General features: G+C 73.6%; 11 protein-coding genes. 5 read left to right on the top strand and 6 right to left on the bottom strand.

Features of this window, described 5'->3' with window-relative positions:
• Positions 1–50: 50 nt before the first annotated feature.
• Positions 51–2,435 (bottom strand): nicotinate-nucleotide--dimethylbenzimidazole phosphoribosyltransferase, encoded by a 2,385-nt coding sequence (gene cobT, locus QJS33_RS03995; protein ID WP_306366474.1) that lies wholly within the window; start codon positions 2,433–2,435, stop codon positions 51–53.
• A 433-nt stretch (positions 2,436–2,868) separates the two neighbouring features.
• Here cobT and QJS33_RS03990 point away from each other — a divergent pair, with 433 nt between their 5' ends.
• Both QJS33_RS03990 and QJS33_RS03985 read left to right on the top strand, forming a co-directional pair.
• Positions 2,869–3,954: a peptidoglycan recognition family protein gene (locus QJS33_RS03990; RefSeq protein ID WP_306366473.1), complete on the top strand. Its 1,086-nt coding sequence runs from the start codon at positions 2,869–2,871 to the stop codon at positions 3,952–3,954.
• 104 nt (positions 3,955–4,058) lie between these two features.
• Positions 4,059–4,643 (top strand): GNAT family N-acetyltransferase, encoded by a 585-nt coding sequence (locus QJS33_RS03985; RefSeq protein ID WP_306366472.1) that lies wholly within the window; start codon positions 4,059–4,061, stop codon positions 4,641–4,643.
• A 20-nt stretch (positions 4,644–4,663) separates the two neighbouring features.
• On the opposite strand, the gene QJS33_RS03980 is transcribed toward QJS33_RS03985, so the two are convergent.
• A complete protein-coding gene (locus QJS33_RS03980; RefSeq protein ID WP_306366471.1) occupies positions 4,664–4,951 on the bottom strand; it encodes a DUF6504 family protein in 288 nt (95 codons plus the stop codon).
• A 254-nt stretch (positions 4,952–5,205) separates the two neighbouring features.
• Here QJS33_RS03980 and QJS33_RS03975 point away from each other — a divergent pair, with 254 nt between their 5' ends.
• Together QJS33_RS03975 and QJS33_RS03970 are read left to right on the top strand one after the other, a co-directional pair.
• Positions 5,206–7,323 (top strand): serine/threonine-protein kinase, encoded by a 2,118-nt coding sequence (locus QJS33_RS03975; protein ID WP_306366470.1) that lies wholly within the window; start codon positions 5,206–5,208, stop codon positions 7,321–7,323.
• Positions 7,324–7,418: 95 nt separating this feature from the next.
• On the top strand, positions 7,419–8,384 hold the full coding sequence (locus QJS33_RS03970; protein WP_306366469.1) for a quinone oxidoreductase: 966 nt from the start codon (positions 7,419–7,421) through the stop codon (positions 8,382–8,384).
• An 83-nt stretch (positions 8,385–8,467) separates the two neighbouring features.
• On the opposite strand, the gene QJS33_RS03965 is transcribed toward QJS33_RS03970, so the two are convergent.
• The 3 genes from QJS33_RS03965 to QJS33_RS03955 form a co-directional block, all read right to left on the bottom strand.
• Positions 8,468–9,562 (bottom strand): SPFH domain-containing protein, encoded by a 1,095-nt coding sequence (locus QJS33_RS03965; RefSeq protein ID WP_306366468.1) that lies wholly within the window; start codon positions 9,560–9,562, stop codon positions 8,468–8,470.
• Positions 9,563–9,647: 85 nt separating this feature from the next.
• The gene (locus QJS33_RS03960) at positions 9,648–10,088 is read right to left on the bottom strand and encodes an NfeD family protein (protein WP_306366467.1); all 441 of its coding nucleotides are present in this window, start codon (positions 10,086–10,088) and stop codon (positions 9,648–9,650) included.
• Between the two features lie 363 nt (positions 10,089–10,451).
• On the bottom strand, positions 10,452–13,385 hold the full coding sequence (locus tag QJS33_RS03955) for a penicillin acylase family protein (RefSeq protein WP_306366466.1): 2,934 nt from the start codon (positions 13,383–13,385) through the stop codon (positions 10,452–10,454).
• A 317-nt stretch (positions 13,386–13,702) separates the two neighbouring features.
• Between QJS33_RS03955 and QJS33_RS03950 the strand changes: the two genes are divergently transcribed.
• Positions 13,703–14,218, top strand: a complete 516-nt coding sequence (locus QJS33_RS03950; RefSeq protein ID WP_306366465.1) for a hypothetical protein — start codon at positions 13,703–13,705, stop codon at positions 14,216–14,218.
• A gap of 58 nt (positions 14,219–14,276) precedes the next feature.
• Here QJS33_RS03950 and QJS33_RS03945 read toward each other — a convergent pair whose 3' ends face one another.
• Entirely contained in the window at positions 14,277–15,146 is an 870-nt protein-coding gene (locus QJS33_RS03945) for a cobalamin biosynthesis protein (RefSeq protein WP_372339582.1), read from the bottom strand.
• Positions 15,147–15,169: the final 23 nt, after the last annotated feature.

The raw sequence follows: 15,169 nt of genomic DNA, 5'->3' as shown, positions 1-15,169 counted from the left end.
CCCGCACCCTTCAGGGCACGGGCGGCCGCGGTGTTCGGCGGACCCGCGGGTCAGTGCACGGAGGAGACCCCGGCGTCGTCGAAGGTGGCGACGTCGCGCAGTACCCGGGCCGCGCCCTGGAGCAACGGCAGGGCCAGCAGCGCCCCCGACCCCTCGCCCAGGCGCATCTCCAGGTCCACCAGCGGGCGCAGCCCCAGGTGCTCCAGCACCAGGGCGTGGCCGGGCTCGCTGGAGCGGTGGCCGGCGAAGTAGGCGCCGGTGGAGTCGCCGGAGATCGCCGCGGCGGCCAGGGCGGCCGATCCGGCGATGACGCCGTCGAGCAGCACCGGGACGCGCAGGGCCGCGCCGCCGAGGATGAACCCGGCCAGTGCCGCGTGCTCCAGTCCGCCCAGTGCGGCCAGGGTGCCGATGGGGTCGGCCGGGTCCACGGGGTTGGCCGCCAGGGCGCGGCGGACCACGTCGACCTTGTTCTCGAACATCGCGTCGTCCACCCCGGTGCCGCGGCCGGTGGCCTCCTCCGCGGCGGCACCGGTGAAGGCGCAGATGAGGGCGGCCGAGGGGGTGGTGTTGGCGATGCCCATGTCGCCGGTGATCAGGCAGCGGTTACCCGCGGTGACCAGGTCCCGGGCCACCTCGATGCCGCTCTCCAGGGCCTGCATGGCCTGGTCGCGGGTCATGGCGGGGCCCTGGGTGATGTCGGCGGTGCCCCGGGCGACCTTGCGCGACAGCAGCCCGGCGGCGTGGGGCAGGTCGCCGACCACGCCGACGTCGACCACGGTGACCTCGGCCCCGACCTGGGCGGCGAACGCGTTGACGACGGCCCCGCCGTTGAGGAAGTTGTGCACCATCTGCTCGGTGACCTCCTGCGGCCAGGCGGTCACCCCCTGGGCGTGGACGCCGTGGTCCCCGGCGAACACGGCGACGGCCGCCGGCTCGGGGATGGGCGGGGGGCACTCCCCGGCGAGCCCGGCCAGGCGGACGGACACCTCTTCCAGGATCCCGAGGGAGCCCGGCGGCTTGGTCATCCTGTCCTGCCGGTCCCGGGCCTCCTCCACCGCACGGGTGTTCAGGGCTCCGATGGCGGCGATGGTCTCCTCCAGCAGGGTCGTGGGTTCCTGGCCGGGCAGACCGCGTCGGCCGTAGCGGTCGCGGTGCACCGCCCAGGACAGGGGGCGTCCCTTCGCCCAGCCGGAGAGGCTGAGTTCGGGTTCGGTGGGGAACTCCTCGACGTGGCCCAGGCAGAGGTAGGCGACGACTTCGAGGTGGGAGGGGAGGTCGAGGGCCTCGGCGACATCGCGTTCGTCGGCGAAGCCGACCCAGCCCACGCCGAGGCCTTCGGCGCGAGCGGCCAGCCACAGGTTCTCCACGGCCAGGGCGGCGGCGTAGGAGGCGCTCATGGGCCGGGCGTGGCGGCCGGGGGTGTGCCGCAGCCCGCGGGTGGGGTCAACGGTGACCGCGATGTTGAGCGGGGCCTCGGCCACGGCCTCGACCTTGAGCCCGGAGAAGACGCGGGCGCGGGTGCTGGGCAGGGCGTGGGCGTACTCGTCGCGTTCGCGCCGGGCCAGGTCCAGGACGCGGCCGCGCAGGTCGGGGTCCTCGATGACCACGAAGTCCCAGGGCTGGGAGTGGCCGATGCTGGGCGCCCGGTGGGCGGCCTCCAGGACGCGGGTGAGCACCTCGTGGTCGACGGGGTCGGGGAGGAAGCCGGTGCGCACGTCGCGCCGGTCGTGGATGGCCCGGTAGACGGCGTCGCGTGCGGCCTCGTCGTAGGCGTGGTCGGGTCGTCCCGCCGGTGCGGTCGGCTCCGCGGGGGCCGGCCCCGGGGGGACCGGTTCCGGGGCGGGGCGGACCGCGGCGGGGCGGGGCGGCTGTGCCGGGTGCGGCTCGGGGTGGGGGACGGCCGCTTCGTGTGCGTGCATGCTCTGTTCTGCTTCGGTGGTCACGGGGGTGGTGTCCGCGGGGGGCCCGTCGGCGGTGGCCGCCGGGTGGTCGGTGCGTTCCGGCGGCGTGGTGGCCGCGGGCCGGTCCTCGGCCCGGGGGTCGGAGTCGGGGGTGTTCCGGAAGGGGATCACGTTGGGCCGGGCGGGCGGGGTCAGGGCGGGCTCGGCGTGCGGTTCGGGTTCGGGCTCCGGGGCGGCGGTCCCGGCCCGGTCGGCCGGTTCCGATCGTGGCGCGGCGGGGGCCGGGGGCGGCGGAGCGACAGGGGGCGCGGGCGGCGCCGGAGGCTGGGCGGGTCGGATACCGGGGGCCGGGTCGGGCCGCCGGAACGGGTTGGTCCCCGCCGGCCGCCGGGGCCGGGTGCCGCGGCCGCTCTCGGGCAGGCCGTCGAGCAGGCCGCCGAGCGGCCCGGGTCCGGGCGCGCCGGTGGTCCGGCCGCGGGATTCCTCGCCGCCGGAGCCGCCGTAGCGGGAGTCCTCTCGGTCGTCCTCGGTCATGATCGCCCCCCGTGAAGGTGTGTCGACTGCCCGTTCCCACTGCTCGTTCCGGTGTTCGACCGGTAAGCGTAGTCTGCTGCGGCGTACCGCTCGCACGGGTCCCCCGGGCCTTGGGCGGACCGCCTCTCGGCCCCCTCCCCAAGCCCCGCACATCACCGTCAACTGTGCCAGAGTCACCCTGAACGCGTGCGGGCGACGTCCGTTATCTCCCTCGTTCTCCCAGGTGGAGGCCGGTTTCGGCGGGTGACCGCGAGCCCCGGTCGACCCCGGTTCCGCTCGGCTCCCACTTATTACAGGGATGGAACGGCCGATTCCGGACACCACTTCGGCCGTTCACACGTCCGAATGGTCACCCAGCGTCGTCGGACATGTGCGAGAGTGGCCGGGTTCCCGACCCCCGGGCCCCCAACGCCCATCCGAAGGAGAGACCCGTATGCGACGACGCACGTTCCTCACCGGTGCCGCCGCCACGGCCGGACTGGCCGCGCTGGGCGGTGTCGCGGCACCCCGCACCGCCCTGGCCGCCGGGGACGGCACCGTTCCCCGCGTCCTGGCCGAGACCGCCCCCGCCGGCCCTCCTGTTCTCACCGAGCGGCCGTTCGACGTGGTCACGGTGACCGGCCGCCCCGGCGCCCGCGGCGCCATCCGCTTCCGGACCCCCTCCGGCGCCGGCGCCTGGGAGCCCCTCCACCTGCACGCCGAAGGCCGCGAGGACGACGCCCCCGTGGGCTCCGCCCTGGTCCGCGCCCCCGAGGGCGCCACCGGTTACGAGGCCGACATCGAGGGGGACACCGCCGCCGTGAACCTGTTCGACGGCGAGGGCCTGCGCGTCGGCGGCCCCGAACGGACCTCCCTGTCGGCCGAGGGCACCCGCGCCGCGGGCCCGCCCGTCCTGCGCCTGCGCACGCGCGCCGGGTGGGGCGCCGACGAGTCCTGGCGGTTCGACGACGAGGGGAACGACCTGTGGCCCGCGGTGTTCCACCCGGTGCAGGCGATCACCGTGCACCACACCGCCATGGCGACCACCGGCGACCACTCCGCCGACGTGCGCGCCGTGTACTACCTGCACGCGGTGGAGCAGGCCTGGGGCGACATCGGCTACCACCTGCTCATCGACCCCGAGGGCGGGGTGTACGAGGGCCGCCACTCCGGTGGGGACGGCGTCCCCGTCTTCTCCGGCCTCCCGCTGCCCGGCCGGGCCCGTTCCGTCACCGCCGGGCACGCCTTCGGGGTCAACCACGGCAACATCGGCGTGTGCCTGCTCGGGGACTTCACCGACGCCCTGCCCACCCGGGCCGCCCAGGACTCGCTGGTCCGTGTACTGCGCCTGCTGTGCGCGGTGACCGGGGTGGACCCCCGCGCCGAGATCGACTACACCAACCCCGCCACCGGGGACGTCACCCCCGGACCGGCGCTGGGCCGGCACCGCGACTGGCTGGCCACCGAGTGCCCGGGCAACACCTTCGCCGAGGTGTTCGACACCGCGATCCGCGACCGCGTCGCCCGCGGCCTGGTCTGACCCCGTGGTCGGCGCTCCGGCGCCGACCACGCAAGCCCGGCGGGGGCGGTCGCGAGCCGTGTCTAGGCTTGTGGAACCGAGTCCTGCGAACCCGGGAGTTCCCCATGACCGCCCCGCGACCGCCGCGCCCCGTCCTGCCCTCCGTCGTCCTGGAGACCGAGCGCCTGCGCCTGCGGGCCTTCATCGAGGACGACATCGACGACGTGTACGCCTCCTGTAGCGACCCGGGTCTACAGGCCTGGCTCCCGCTCCCCCGCCCCGACGCCCCCTATACACGCGCCGACGCCGAGCAGTGGTGCCGGGAGATCGCCCCGGGTATGCGCACCGGCGGCGAGGGCCAGCAGTGGGCGGTCACGCTCAAGGACGGCGGTCGGCTGGTCGGCGCGGTGGGGCTGATCCGCGTGATGTGGCAGGCGATGAACAGCGAGCTCGGCTACTGGGCGGTCCCCGCCGAACGCGGTCGGGGCCACCTCACCGAGGCGGTGGTCGCGGTGTCCCGCTGGGCCCTGGACCAGGGGTTCCGGCGGCTGGAGATCAAGGCGGCCACCCGGAACACGGCCTCACGCCGGGTGGCCGAGAAGTCCGGGTTCACCCTGGAGGGCGTGGAGCGCAGCGCCATGCCGCTGCACGGAGGCCGACGCGCCGACCTGGCCGTGTACGGGCTGCTCCCCGACGACCTCCGGGGCTGAACCACGGCGCACCGGCCGTCTCACCCCCACACCCGGGACAGCGACCAGGTCCCGGTGGCGGTGTCGTGGCGCAGTTCGTACACCCCCTCGGAACCGGCGGCGCCCGCCTCCAGCCGCCAGTGCTCGCTGCGGGGCGCCAGGGGGCCGCGCGAAGCCCGCCACCCGTCCTGCGGCGTCACCCAGTGGTCCATGATCCGGCGCACGCCGTAGACCCTGCCGTTCCAGGTGAACCGGGCCGGTCGGCCCGCGTCCTCCACGACCGTCACCTCTGTCCCGTAGTACCTTCCCACGACACTTCCCCTCGGCATCGACCCCTCCGGCCCCGAATGCGCCCGCCCGTGGGGAAGATACGGACAGATGTTCGAACAAGTGTTCCCACAGTAGCGAAATCGGCCGACCCGTGGAACTGTTTCGCGAAGGTCGGCATCACCTCAGGTGACCGGTGCACGGCATCGCTGCCCGGCGTACGCGTCCGATGCGGGCCCGGGCCCGGAATGTACGGCGTGTCGCCATCGGTACGCTTGCACCGCCCCATCCCCGATCCATGCGAGGACCCTCCACCGTGACGTCGAACGGCCACCAGAGCGGCAAACCCCTGCGCGCGGGCGACCCCCGTGAACTCGGTGGCCACCGGATCATCGCGCGCCTGGGCCGGGGCGGCATGGGCACCGTCTACCTGGCGGAGGACCCCTCCGGTCGGCCCGTCGCCGTCAAGCTCATCCACCCCGACCTCGCCGACGACGAGTCGTTCAGGCTGCGGTTCGCCCGTGAGGTGGAGTCGGCCCGCCGGGTCGCCCGGTTCTCCACCGCGGGGGTCATCGACGCCTGCCTGGAGGGCGACACGCTGTTCATCGTCTCCGAGTACGTCCCGGGGCCGAACCTGGACGAGGCGGTCCGCCAAGGCGGCCCGATGACCGGGGGCACCCTGGACGGCCTGGCCATGGGGGTGGCCGCCGCGCTCACCGCCATCCACGGGTCGGGGGTGGTCCACCGCGACCTCAAGCCCGGCAACGTGCTGCTGTCCCCGGTGGGCCCCAAGGTGATCGACTTCGGGATCGCCCGCGCCCTGGAGGACTCCGGCGGCGGGGTCACCCGGTCCAGCCAGCTGATGGGCACCCCTTCCTACATGGCGCCGGAACTGCTGATGGGCGAGCGGCCCACGGCCGCGGCCGACATCTTCGCCTGGGGCTGCCTGGTGGCCTTCGCGGGTATCGGCGAGGCTCCGTTCGACGCCCCCACGGTGCCCGCGGTGCTGCACAACATCACCACGGCGCCGCCCCGGCTGGAGGGGCTGGACCCGAGCCTGTACGACCTGGTGGCCGCGGCCCTGGACAAGGACCCGACCCGGCGGCCCACCTCACAGCGGATCCTGGGCCTGCTGACCGGCCAGGAGGCCCCGGCCGAGTCCGAGGTGCGGCGCACCATCAGCGACTCCTGGGAGGTGCCGACCGGCGTCCCGGTCCCGGGCGCGCCGCCGCACGGGCGGACCCCGCCCGAGGGGGCCGCCGCGCCCTTCCCGCAGGGACGGGTCCGGCACGGGGGCGGCACCGGTGCGGACCCGACCCCGCCCTACCACCAGGGCCGCGAACAGCCCCACTCCCCCGCTCGCCAGGAACCCCGCGGCGGGCGGGTACCGCCCGCCCTGCACGGCCAGGCGCACCACGGGCCCGGCGGGACTCCGGTTCCGCCCACCCACCAGGTGCCCGCCGGATACCCCGCACCACCGCACGGGCGGCCCGCCCCCGGTTTCCCGTCGGGCCCGGGCGGACCCGGCACCCCGGTGCCACCGCACGGCGGCGCGAACGGGAGCGGGTCGGGCGGCGCCGGGGGAGGCCGCCGCCGGCTGCTCGCCCTCGGGGCGGGTGCGGGCGCGCTCGTGCTGGTCGCCGCCATCGGCACGGCGGTCCTGCTCGATCGCGGTGAGGAGATCCCACCGAGCACTTCCCTGTACAAGGACGACTTCAGCACCAACCCCAACTGGAACACCGAGATCCAGGAGGACGGCGAGAGCGACGGTTACTGGGCCGACCAGCGCGGTTACCTGCTCACCCTGGAGCCGGACGACATCTCCGACGCCCGTGGGGAGCTCGTCCTCCTCTCGACCCCGGAGGACGAACCGCTCCCCGCCTCCCTCCTGGTGAGCGCCACGGCCTATGCGATCCAGGGCCCGGAGGCGGGCCTGTTCGGTGTGCGCTGCTGGAACAACTTCGACGAGGACGACAACCGGAGCCAGTACGAGGCGCTGCTGCGCTTCGACGGGGGCGTCGAGCTGCGGCGCATGGACGAGGTCGGGGGGAACCAGGTCGTGGCCGAGACCGGCACCGTGAGCTCCTTCAGGCCTTACCCCGTGGTCGACGAAGAGGCCCGGAACGAGGACTACAACGCGTCCGACCCGTACGACTTCGATGCCGAGGCGGTCCCGGCCAACACCGTCACCCTGTCCTGCCGCTACTTCGACACCGAGGCCGAGGGCGGGGAGCGGATGGAGCTGTCGATGTGGGTCAACGACGAGCACGTGCTGTCCTACACCGATGACGAACCGCTCCCCGACAACGCCGAGGAGGTCGACGAGCGCCGCCAGGTGGGGATGGTGGTCCGCCCGGGCCCGGGGCTGGAGCCACTGGGTGTGCTCTTCACCGACATCTACGTCGGCGAGATCACCGACGAGAACGCGCGTTAGGGGCGGCGCCCGTCCGCCGGCGGGTGCCGCCGTGGCGGCGCTCCGCCCCGTCCTGGCATGATGCCGGGCATCCGCATTCGACAAGGAGTGGAAGCATGCGCGCCATCGTCCTGGAGCAGACCGGCGGACCCGAGGTCCTGCACCTCTCCGAGGTCGCCGACCCCGTGCCCGGTCCCGGTGAGGTCCTCATCGACGTGGAGGCCCGCGGGGTCAACTTCATCGACATCTACCAGCGCAGCGGCCAGTACGACGTCCCGCTGCCCTTCGTCCCGGGCATGGAGGCCGCCGGGACGGTGGCCGCCGTCGGCGCGGGTGTCGAGGACCTGTCGGTCGGGCAGCGGGTGGGGTGGGCGATGGCGCCGGGCGCCTACGCCGACCGCGCCGTGGTCAGGGCGGCCCTGGTGGTCCCGGTGCCCGAGGGGGTGTCGCCGGAGCAGGCGGCGGCCCTGCTGCTCCAGGGCATGACCGCCCACTACCTGGTGAACTCGGTGCACCCGGTGAGCGGTGGCGAGACCGTCCTGGTGCACGCCGCGGCGGGCGGCACCGGCCTGCTCCTCACCCAACTGGCCAAGGCGCGGGGTGCCCGCGTGATCGGCACCGTCTCCTCCGAGGAGAAGGAGCGCATCGCCCGCGCGGCCGGTGCCGACGAGATCGTCCGCTACACCGAGGTCCCGGTGGCCGAGGCGGTGCGCGACCTCACCGGCGGGGCGGGCGCGGCGGCCGTCTACGACGGCGTGGGCCGCGACACCTTCGACGCGAGCCTGGCGTCGCTGCGCCCGCGCGGTGTGCTGGCGCTGTTCGGGCAGTCCTCCGGACCGGTGGCCCCGGTGGACCCGCAGCGGCTCAACGCCGCCGGGTCGGTGTACCTGACCCGGCCCTCGCTGGCGCACTTCGTGGCCGATCGCGCGGAGCTGCTGTGGCGGGCCGACGACCTGTTCTCCCTGGTGGGCGCGGGCCGGTTGGACGTGCGGATCGGCGGCCGGTACCCGCTGGCCGATGCGGGCGCCGCCCAGGCCGACCTGGCCTCGCGCCGGACCACGGGCAAGCTCGTCCTGGTCTGACCCCGCACGGACCGGGCGATGCGGCCGCCGCCCCGGGAGGACGGTGGCCGAACCGCGGGCGACCGCCGCGTCGGCCGTTCGGGCTACTCCTCCTCGCGCGGGCGCGGTGCCGCCTCCGGGCCGCGCACTCCGGCCACCCCGGCGCGGCGGACGTCGTCGCGGGCGTCCTCCACCGCCTGCCGGGCCGCCTCGGCGGCGTCCATGGCGGCCTGCGCCGACGCGGACAGCTCGGCCGGCTCCGGACCGGCGATCTGGGCCGGGCCGTCCGCCCCGGTGTCCTCGTCCTTCTCCGTGGAGGGGCGCGAGCGCACCGCCTCCCCGGAGAAGGCGTGGCTGACGTTCTTGACCGCCTCGGTGAACTCGCCCGGGATGACCCAGAACGTGTTCCCCTCGCCGTTGGCCAGCTGCGGCAGGGTCTCCAGGTACTTGTAGGCGAGCAGCTTGGCGTCGGCGTTGTTGGCGTGCACCGCCTGGAAGACCCGCTCCACCGCCTGCGCCTCACCGTCGGCCCGCAGGATCGCGGCCTGCTGGTCGCCCTGGGCCTCCAGGATCGCCTGCTGGCGGGCGCCCTCCGCCTTGAGGATGCGGGCCTGGCGCTCGCCCTCGGCGTGCAGGATGGCCGCGCGCTTGTCGCGGTCGGCCCGCATCTGCTTCTCCATCGCCTCCTTGATGGTGGGCGGCGGGTCGATGGCCTTGATCTCCACCCGGTTGACGCGGATACCCCACTTGCCGGTGGTGTCGTCCAGGACGCCGCGCAGGCGGGTGTTGATCTCCTCGCGGGAGGTGAGCGTGCGCTCCAGGTCCATCGAGCCGATCACGTTGCGCAGGGTGGTGACGGTGAGCTGGTCGATGGCCTGGATGTAGTTGGCGACCTCGTAGGCGGCGGCCTTGGGCTCGGTGATCTGGTAGTAGAGGACGGTGTCGATGTTGACGACCAGGTTGTCCTCGGTGATGACCGGCTGGGGGCGCGAGGTGAACACGTGCTCGCGCAGGTCGAACTTGGTGTTGACGCGGTCGACGCCCGGGATGAGGAAGTTCAGGCCGGGCCCGAGCGTCCTGATGTAGCGGCCGAAGCGTTCGATGTTGTACGCCCGGGCCTGGGGGACGATACGGATCGCCGACATGGCGATGGCGACGCAAAGGACGGCGAGGATGATGAGCGGTAGGGCATCCAACATGTTCGGCACCTGACTTCGGTTCGTGTCTGCGGCGGTGCGCGCGGCCCCGACCCGCCCCGCCCTCCCCGGCGGCCGGGCGGCCGGCTCAGGGAAGGGCCTCGCGCGGGTAGACCACGGCGGTGGCGCCGTCGATCTCCATGACGTCGACGTGCGCTCCCACGGGGATCACCAGGTCCTCGTCGATGCTGCGCGCCGACCACTCTTCTCCGGAGAGTTTGATCAGTCCTTTGTCCCGGTCCACCGGCTGGAGCACCACGGCGCTGCGCCCCACCAGCCCCTCGACCCCCGAGCGCACCACGGGCCCGCGGATGAGCTGGCGGCGCATGATCGGCCGCACCAGGTATATCCCGGCGGCCGAGGCACCGACGAACCCGATGACCTGCACCGCGACCGGGAGCCCGACGGCGCCGAGCAGGGCGGCGACCAGGGCCGCCGCGCCGAGGAGGCCCAGCACGAAGGTGAGGGTGAAGATCTCGACGACCCCCAGGACGACGGCGAGGATCAGCCAGACCAACCAGGCGTCCATGTACCACCCTCCCGTTCTGTTCCGGGTACTCCTTTGCTACCCACACAAGCCCGACGAACCACACGATTCGCTTACGAGTACGGGGATTTCGCCCCTCGATCCGGGCAGTTCCCGGCAGGGGTCCGCACGGGGCCGGGGCGCCGTCGGCCCCGCGGGTGCCTCCGTCATCCCGGGCTCCGCGAAGGAATGTTCTATCGCGAGGTATTCCGTGACGGTGTTTCCCATGGTGGGGTGTCCCGCCGTCCCGTTCTCGGCGACCGGGTTCCGGCGGACGGGCCCGGCGCGCACCGGCCCGCCCCCCCGGGCACGGCACGGCCCCCGGAGGCACCCGCTCAGGGCCGCCGGGGGCCGTACCGCTGGTCGCTACCGTCCGCCGGAGAACTGGTAGACGACCTGGTAGGTGGGCCGGTTCTGCCACGCGATCGGCCACATGCCGATGCCGCCCACCGCCTGGTGGATCACGGTGTCCGCGCACACCTGCGCGCCGACCGCGCAGTGGCCGTCACCCGGGTAGACCTCGCCCGCCGAAGTGGCCACGGCCTCGGTGAGGGTGTCGAGCAGGACCGTGCGGCACTCGGACAGGTCCCCGCCGCCGCAGTAGGCGCCGTCGCCGAGCGGTCCCTCGACGTCGTGGCCCAGCACGGTGCGCAGGTCCTTGTCCACGTACGACCACCACCCGTACTGGAAGGCGGAGCCGCGGTGGGGCTGGCCCTGGTTGACGCTGCCGGGCGTGCCGCCTCCGATGTTGCCCGAGGGCGACTCGTCGATCTGCGCGGCCCTGGTCAGCTCGGTGTACAGGTCCCCGCCCAGCTCGGGTTCGAACTGGGCCCGGACCAGCAGCGGCCACCAGGCGTCCAGGATCCGGATGGAGTCGGCGTAGGAGTAGTAGCCCGCGTCCCGGAAGGGCTCGCGGCGCTGGGACCCCGCCTCGTTCCACTGCCGCAGGCCCTGGACCGCCGATGCCAGCCCGGGGTCGGTGACCTCCTCGGAGTCGATGACCTCCAGCAGCAGCGGCAGCACCTCCTGGGCGCGCAGGTCGGTGGTGCCGGCCTCCATCATCACCTGCGTCAGGCTCGCGGTGGTGAACCTGTGCCCGCCGTCGACCAGCGAGGACACGCGGGTGTCCAACAGGTCGCCGCGGTGCACCGAACCGGTGGACCAGCCCGAGGTGTACCCGTGCGCGGGCTTGTTGTTCCAGTTGACGATGTAGTCGGGGTCGACCGCCTGGGGGTGGTCGCTCTTGGGGATGTGGGTGACGGTGTTGCCGTCCGGGTCCCAGCCGGACCAGCCGGCGTCGGAGTAGGCGTCGATGGGCAGGTTGGGGTTGGTGCCCTGGTTCCGCTCCGGGTTGGCGCCGGAGTTGATGAACGCGATCTCCTCGTCGTCCACGTAGTGCCAGTTGAAGGCGTACCCGATGTCCCCGGCGGCGTCGATGAACGTCTCCGCCGAGGTGACCTCGTCGGGGTCGTTGAAGCGCTGGAACCCGATGATGGAGTCCACCTCGTGCATGTAGGTGGAGCGCAGCGAGGTGAACGCGACCGGGGTGCCGTCCACCGTCGCGAACGACTGCACCAGCCCGTACTCGGACCGCAGCGAGGTGAGCGTGTAGCCGCCCGCCGGGGTCCCGTCGGCGACGGTGGGCTCCCACTCGTTGGTGACGCTCAGCTCCTCGAAGGGGGTGCAGTCCCCGGAGGAGTCGATGTAGGCGCGCGAGTCCTTGGTGGGCTCGGAGCCGTCGGTCTCGCACAGGTGGACGGCGAACGTGTCGGTGAGGTCCTGGCCCGCCGAGGTGGCGCTCCAGGCGTAGTCGACGCCGCGGCCCATCTGGACGTAGAAGCTCACCCCGGCGAAGGAGGCGCCGCGGGCGCTGATCCCCGGACCCTGGAGTTCCTGGAGCAGGAGCAGCTGGGGCGAGAAGTAGGCGGTCTGCGGCCCCATGACGGCCACCGGGTTGCCGCTCTCGGTGTGCTCGCCGGAGACCAGCAGGGCGTTGGACATGCCGTGCGGTTCGAGCAGGCCCTCGGGCAGCACACCCTCGTCGAACACGCCCTCGGCGGCGGAGAGGTCGCCCTCCTCCACCATGGTGTCGAGTTCGGCCTGCTGCTCCTCGGTGAGGTCCTCGACGGTGGCCTCCCCGTCCTCGTCGGTCGCGTCCGCGGCGGCGGCGAGGGGTTCGGTGGACTCGGCCGCCTGCCCGGAGGCCGCGGAACCGTGCTCGTCGTGGACGATGTCGTAGTACTCCACCGAGCCCGGGTCGGGGAGGGCCTCGCCGACGGGGTCCTCCGGGGTGCCGCTGTAGGGGAACTCGCCCGGGACGCTGACGACGGCCTCGGGGTCGTTCTCCATGCGCCAGTCCTGCCAAAGGGCCAGGCCCTCGTCGGCGCCGTAGCGGTCCTGGAAGTTGGCCAGGACGATGGCGGCCTGGACCTCGCCGCCACCGCCGCCGCCGAAGATGCCGCCGACCATCGAGGCGATGCCGACGACGTCGGTGACGGTGAAGGGCTCGATCTCGCCGGAGTTGGTGATGGCGTTCTTGTGCCCGGTCAGGACGTATTCACCGGGGAAGTAGCGGCCCTCGTCGGCCTGCTCGATGTAGGTGTTGACGCCTTCGAGGTAGTCCCCGACGTCGGCCAGGGCCTGTGCCCCGCGCTCACCGTCGGCGGCGACCCGGTCGATCTGGGCCTGCTTGTCCTCCTCGGTGTAGGGCGCGTTGCGCCACAGGTCCTGTTCCAGGCCGCGGTTGCCCTCGGCCCCGCCGGCGAAGGAGGTGAGTTCACCGCGGCCGACGCGGCGCAGCACGTCCATGAGGAAGAGCCGGTCCTCGGCGGCCGCGTACCCGGCGCCGAACATCGTGCCCTCGCGGGTGGTCCCCTCGATGTGGGGGATGCCGTGGTGCCGGTCGCGGGTGATCGTGACGTCGGACCGCGGCTGGTAGCTGCGGCCCACGTCGCCCTCGGCCACGCCGAAGGTGGCGTCGAGGAAGAAGTCGTCCAGACTCTCCTCGGTGAGCCCGTCGTAGTAGTGGACGAGGTCGTCGTACATGTCCAGCTGGCTGGAGGAGAACCGGGGCCGGGTCCCGAAGGCCTGGTGTCCGAGGATCTCGACGAGGGTCGCGTTGCCGTTCTGGCCCGGCGGGAGGATGTCGTGGCACCCGTCGGGTGCGCAGTAGTCGGGGAGGGGTTCGGCGAGGACGGGTGTCGCCGGGAGCGTCGCGACCGTGGCGGCCGCGACCGCGAGAGCGACACCGGAGGCACCGGCGCGCAGCCGCCTTGCGAGCGAAGGGGGAGAAGGGGGCATGTGCTGTCACCACCTGGGGGGTGCGGGCGATGGTTCAGCGGCATGTTACGTACGGGTAAGTAAATTGCGAAAGAGTTTCACGTTTGACGGCCGGACCCGGGGGCGCCCCGCGGCGCACCCGCCGACAATGGCATGTTTAACGTGACCCAGGCCACATCCAGTGCAAACGCTTCGCGACACAGCGAACAGGGGTCGTCACGAACGGTTCCCGCCTTCGCGGAAATGGCCACATCCGGCCATGCCCCCGAAGACCTCCCGGCCGAGGTCGCGCCCGGGATCGCGTTCCGCCGACCGCCTCGCTTTGACACAATCGGCCCATGAACCCTTACCCTTCCCCCGACGGCGACCCCTGGCAGCAGCAGCACCAGCAGCCCGACCCGTCCGCCTGGAACCCCGCCGACGGGTACGGGGCGATCGAGCCCTACGGGGCCCCCACCGGCGGTTACGCCCCCGTCCCCGCCGGGCCGGCGCCCGGCTCGGCGAACGAGCCCGTGCTCAGCACCATCGGGGACATCGCCATCACCCAGAACACCGTCATCACCCCCAGCGGGCGCTTCCCGATCCGGGGGACGGTGTGGACCGTCACCGACATGACCCGCACCGAGCGCACCACCCCGGTGTGGGCCATCATCGTGGCGATCCTGGTGTTCTGGTGGACCTGCCTGCTCGGCCTGCTCTTCCTGCTGGTCAAGGAGGAGAAGACCAGCGGGCACGTCCAGGTCACCGTGCAGGGGCACGGCCACTACCACGCGGCCTCCATCCCCTCCTCGCACCGCGGCCTGTCGGCGCAGATCAACCAGCAGGTCAACTACGCCCGCAGCCTCGCCGCCTGATCCCGGCCGGCGGCGGGGCGCCCCTCCACCCCGCCGCCGCACCCGGGCGGCGCCGCGTTCACAGTGCGGCCACCGCGAGAGCGCCCGCACCGACGGCCCGGGACAGCCGGACCGCGCGGCGGATGTCCGCGACGCCGGGCGGCGGCCCCTCGCCCATGCGCGGCCGCCGTTCCGCACTGTCCCCGTAGACGTTCGTCCCACCCAGGGACACCCCGAGGGCTCCGGCGAAGGCGGCCTCGCACTGCCCCGCGTTCGGGCTCGGGTGCCGGTCCCCGTAACGGCGCCACACCCGCCACGCCTCGCCCGCGTCACCGCCCACCAGCGGTGCGGCGGCGACCGCCAGGAGCGCGGTGAGCCGCGCGGGCGCCCATCCGGCCAGGTCGTCCAACCTCGCGGCGGGCGCACCGAACCTGCGGTACCGCGCGTTCCGGTGGCCGACCATGGCGTCCAGCGTGTTCACGGCCCGGAAGCCGGCCAGCCCGGCGACCCCGCCCAGAGCGCCCCAGACCAGGGGGCCGACCACGGCGTCGGAGGTGTTCTCGGCGACCGACTCCACGACGGCCCGCGCGATCTCCCGCTCCCCCAGCCCACCGGGGTCGCGGCCGCACAGCCGCGGCAGCAGTTCGCGGGCCCGCTCCACGTCCCCGCTCTCCAGGGCACGGGCGATGCCCTCCGCCTCCCGGCACAGCATGTCCCCGCCCAGCACCGCCCAGGTGACCGCGGCGGTCGCGGCCTCCCCGCCCCGCTCGGCGAGCCGCCCCAGCCCGACCACGGGCAGGACGGCCCCGGCGGCGAACACCGCCCCGGCGACCGCCGAGTCCCGGTACACACGCCGCTCCCACCACCCCGCGGCCCGGCCGAACACCGCCACGGGGTGCCCCCGCCGGGGATCCCGCACCAGCATGTCCAGCAGGTAGCCCGCCGCCATTCCTCGTGATCGCACCGCACCAC

This window comes from Nocardiopsis sp. CC223A, assembly GCF_030766825.1.
Lineage (GTDB): Bacteria > Actinomycetota > Actinomycetes > Streptosporangiales > Streptosporangiaceae > Nocardiopsis.
The sequence above is the reverse complement of the archived record's forward strand: the minus strand, read 5'-3'. Positions and strand labels throughout refer to the sequence as shown.

Coding starts and splice junctions, on each gene's coding strand:
- QJS33_RS03945 (WP_372339582.1), bottom strand. CDS start 15,146: ATGGCGGCGGGCTACCTGCTGGACATGCTGGTGCGGGATCCCCGGCGG.
- QJS33_RS03980 (WP_306366471.1), bottom strand. CDS start 4,951: ATGCCGAGGGGAAGTGTCGTGGGAAGGTACTACGGGACAGAGGTGACG.
- cobT (WP_306366474.1), bottom strand. CDS start 2,435: ATGACCGAGGACGACCGAGAGGACTCCCGCTACGGCGGCTCCGGCGGC.
- QJS33_RS03950 (WP_306366465.1), top strand. CDS start 13,703: ATGAACCCTTACCCTTCCCCCGACGGCGACCCCTGGCAGCAGCAGCAC.
- QJS33_RS03955 (WP_306366466.1), bottom strand. CDS start 13,385: ATGCCCCCTTCTCCCCCTTCGCTCGCAAGGCGGCTGCGCGCCGGTGCC.
- QJS33_RS03970 (WP_306366469.1), top strand. CDS start 7,419: ATGCGCGCCATCGTCCTGGAGCAGACCGGCGGACCCGAGGTCCTGCAC.
- QJS33_RS03990 (WP_306366473.1), top strand. CDS start 2,869: ATGCGACGACGCACGTTCCTCACCGGTGCCGCCGCCACGGCCGGACTG.
- QJS33_RS03960 (WP_306366467.1), bottom strand. CDS start 10,088: ATGGACGCCTGGTTGGTCTGGCTGATCCTCGCCGTCGTCCTGGGGGTC.
- QJS33_RS03965 (WP_306366468.1), bottom strand. CDS start 9,562: ATGTTGGATGCCCTACCGCTCATCATCCTCGCCGTCCTTTGCGTCGCC.
- QJS33_RS03985 (WP_306366472.1), top strand. CDS start 4,059: ATGACCGCCCCGCGACCGCCGCGCCCCGTCCTGCCCTCCGTCGTCCTG.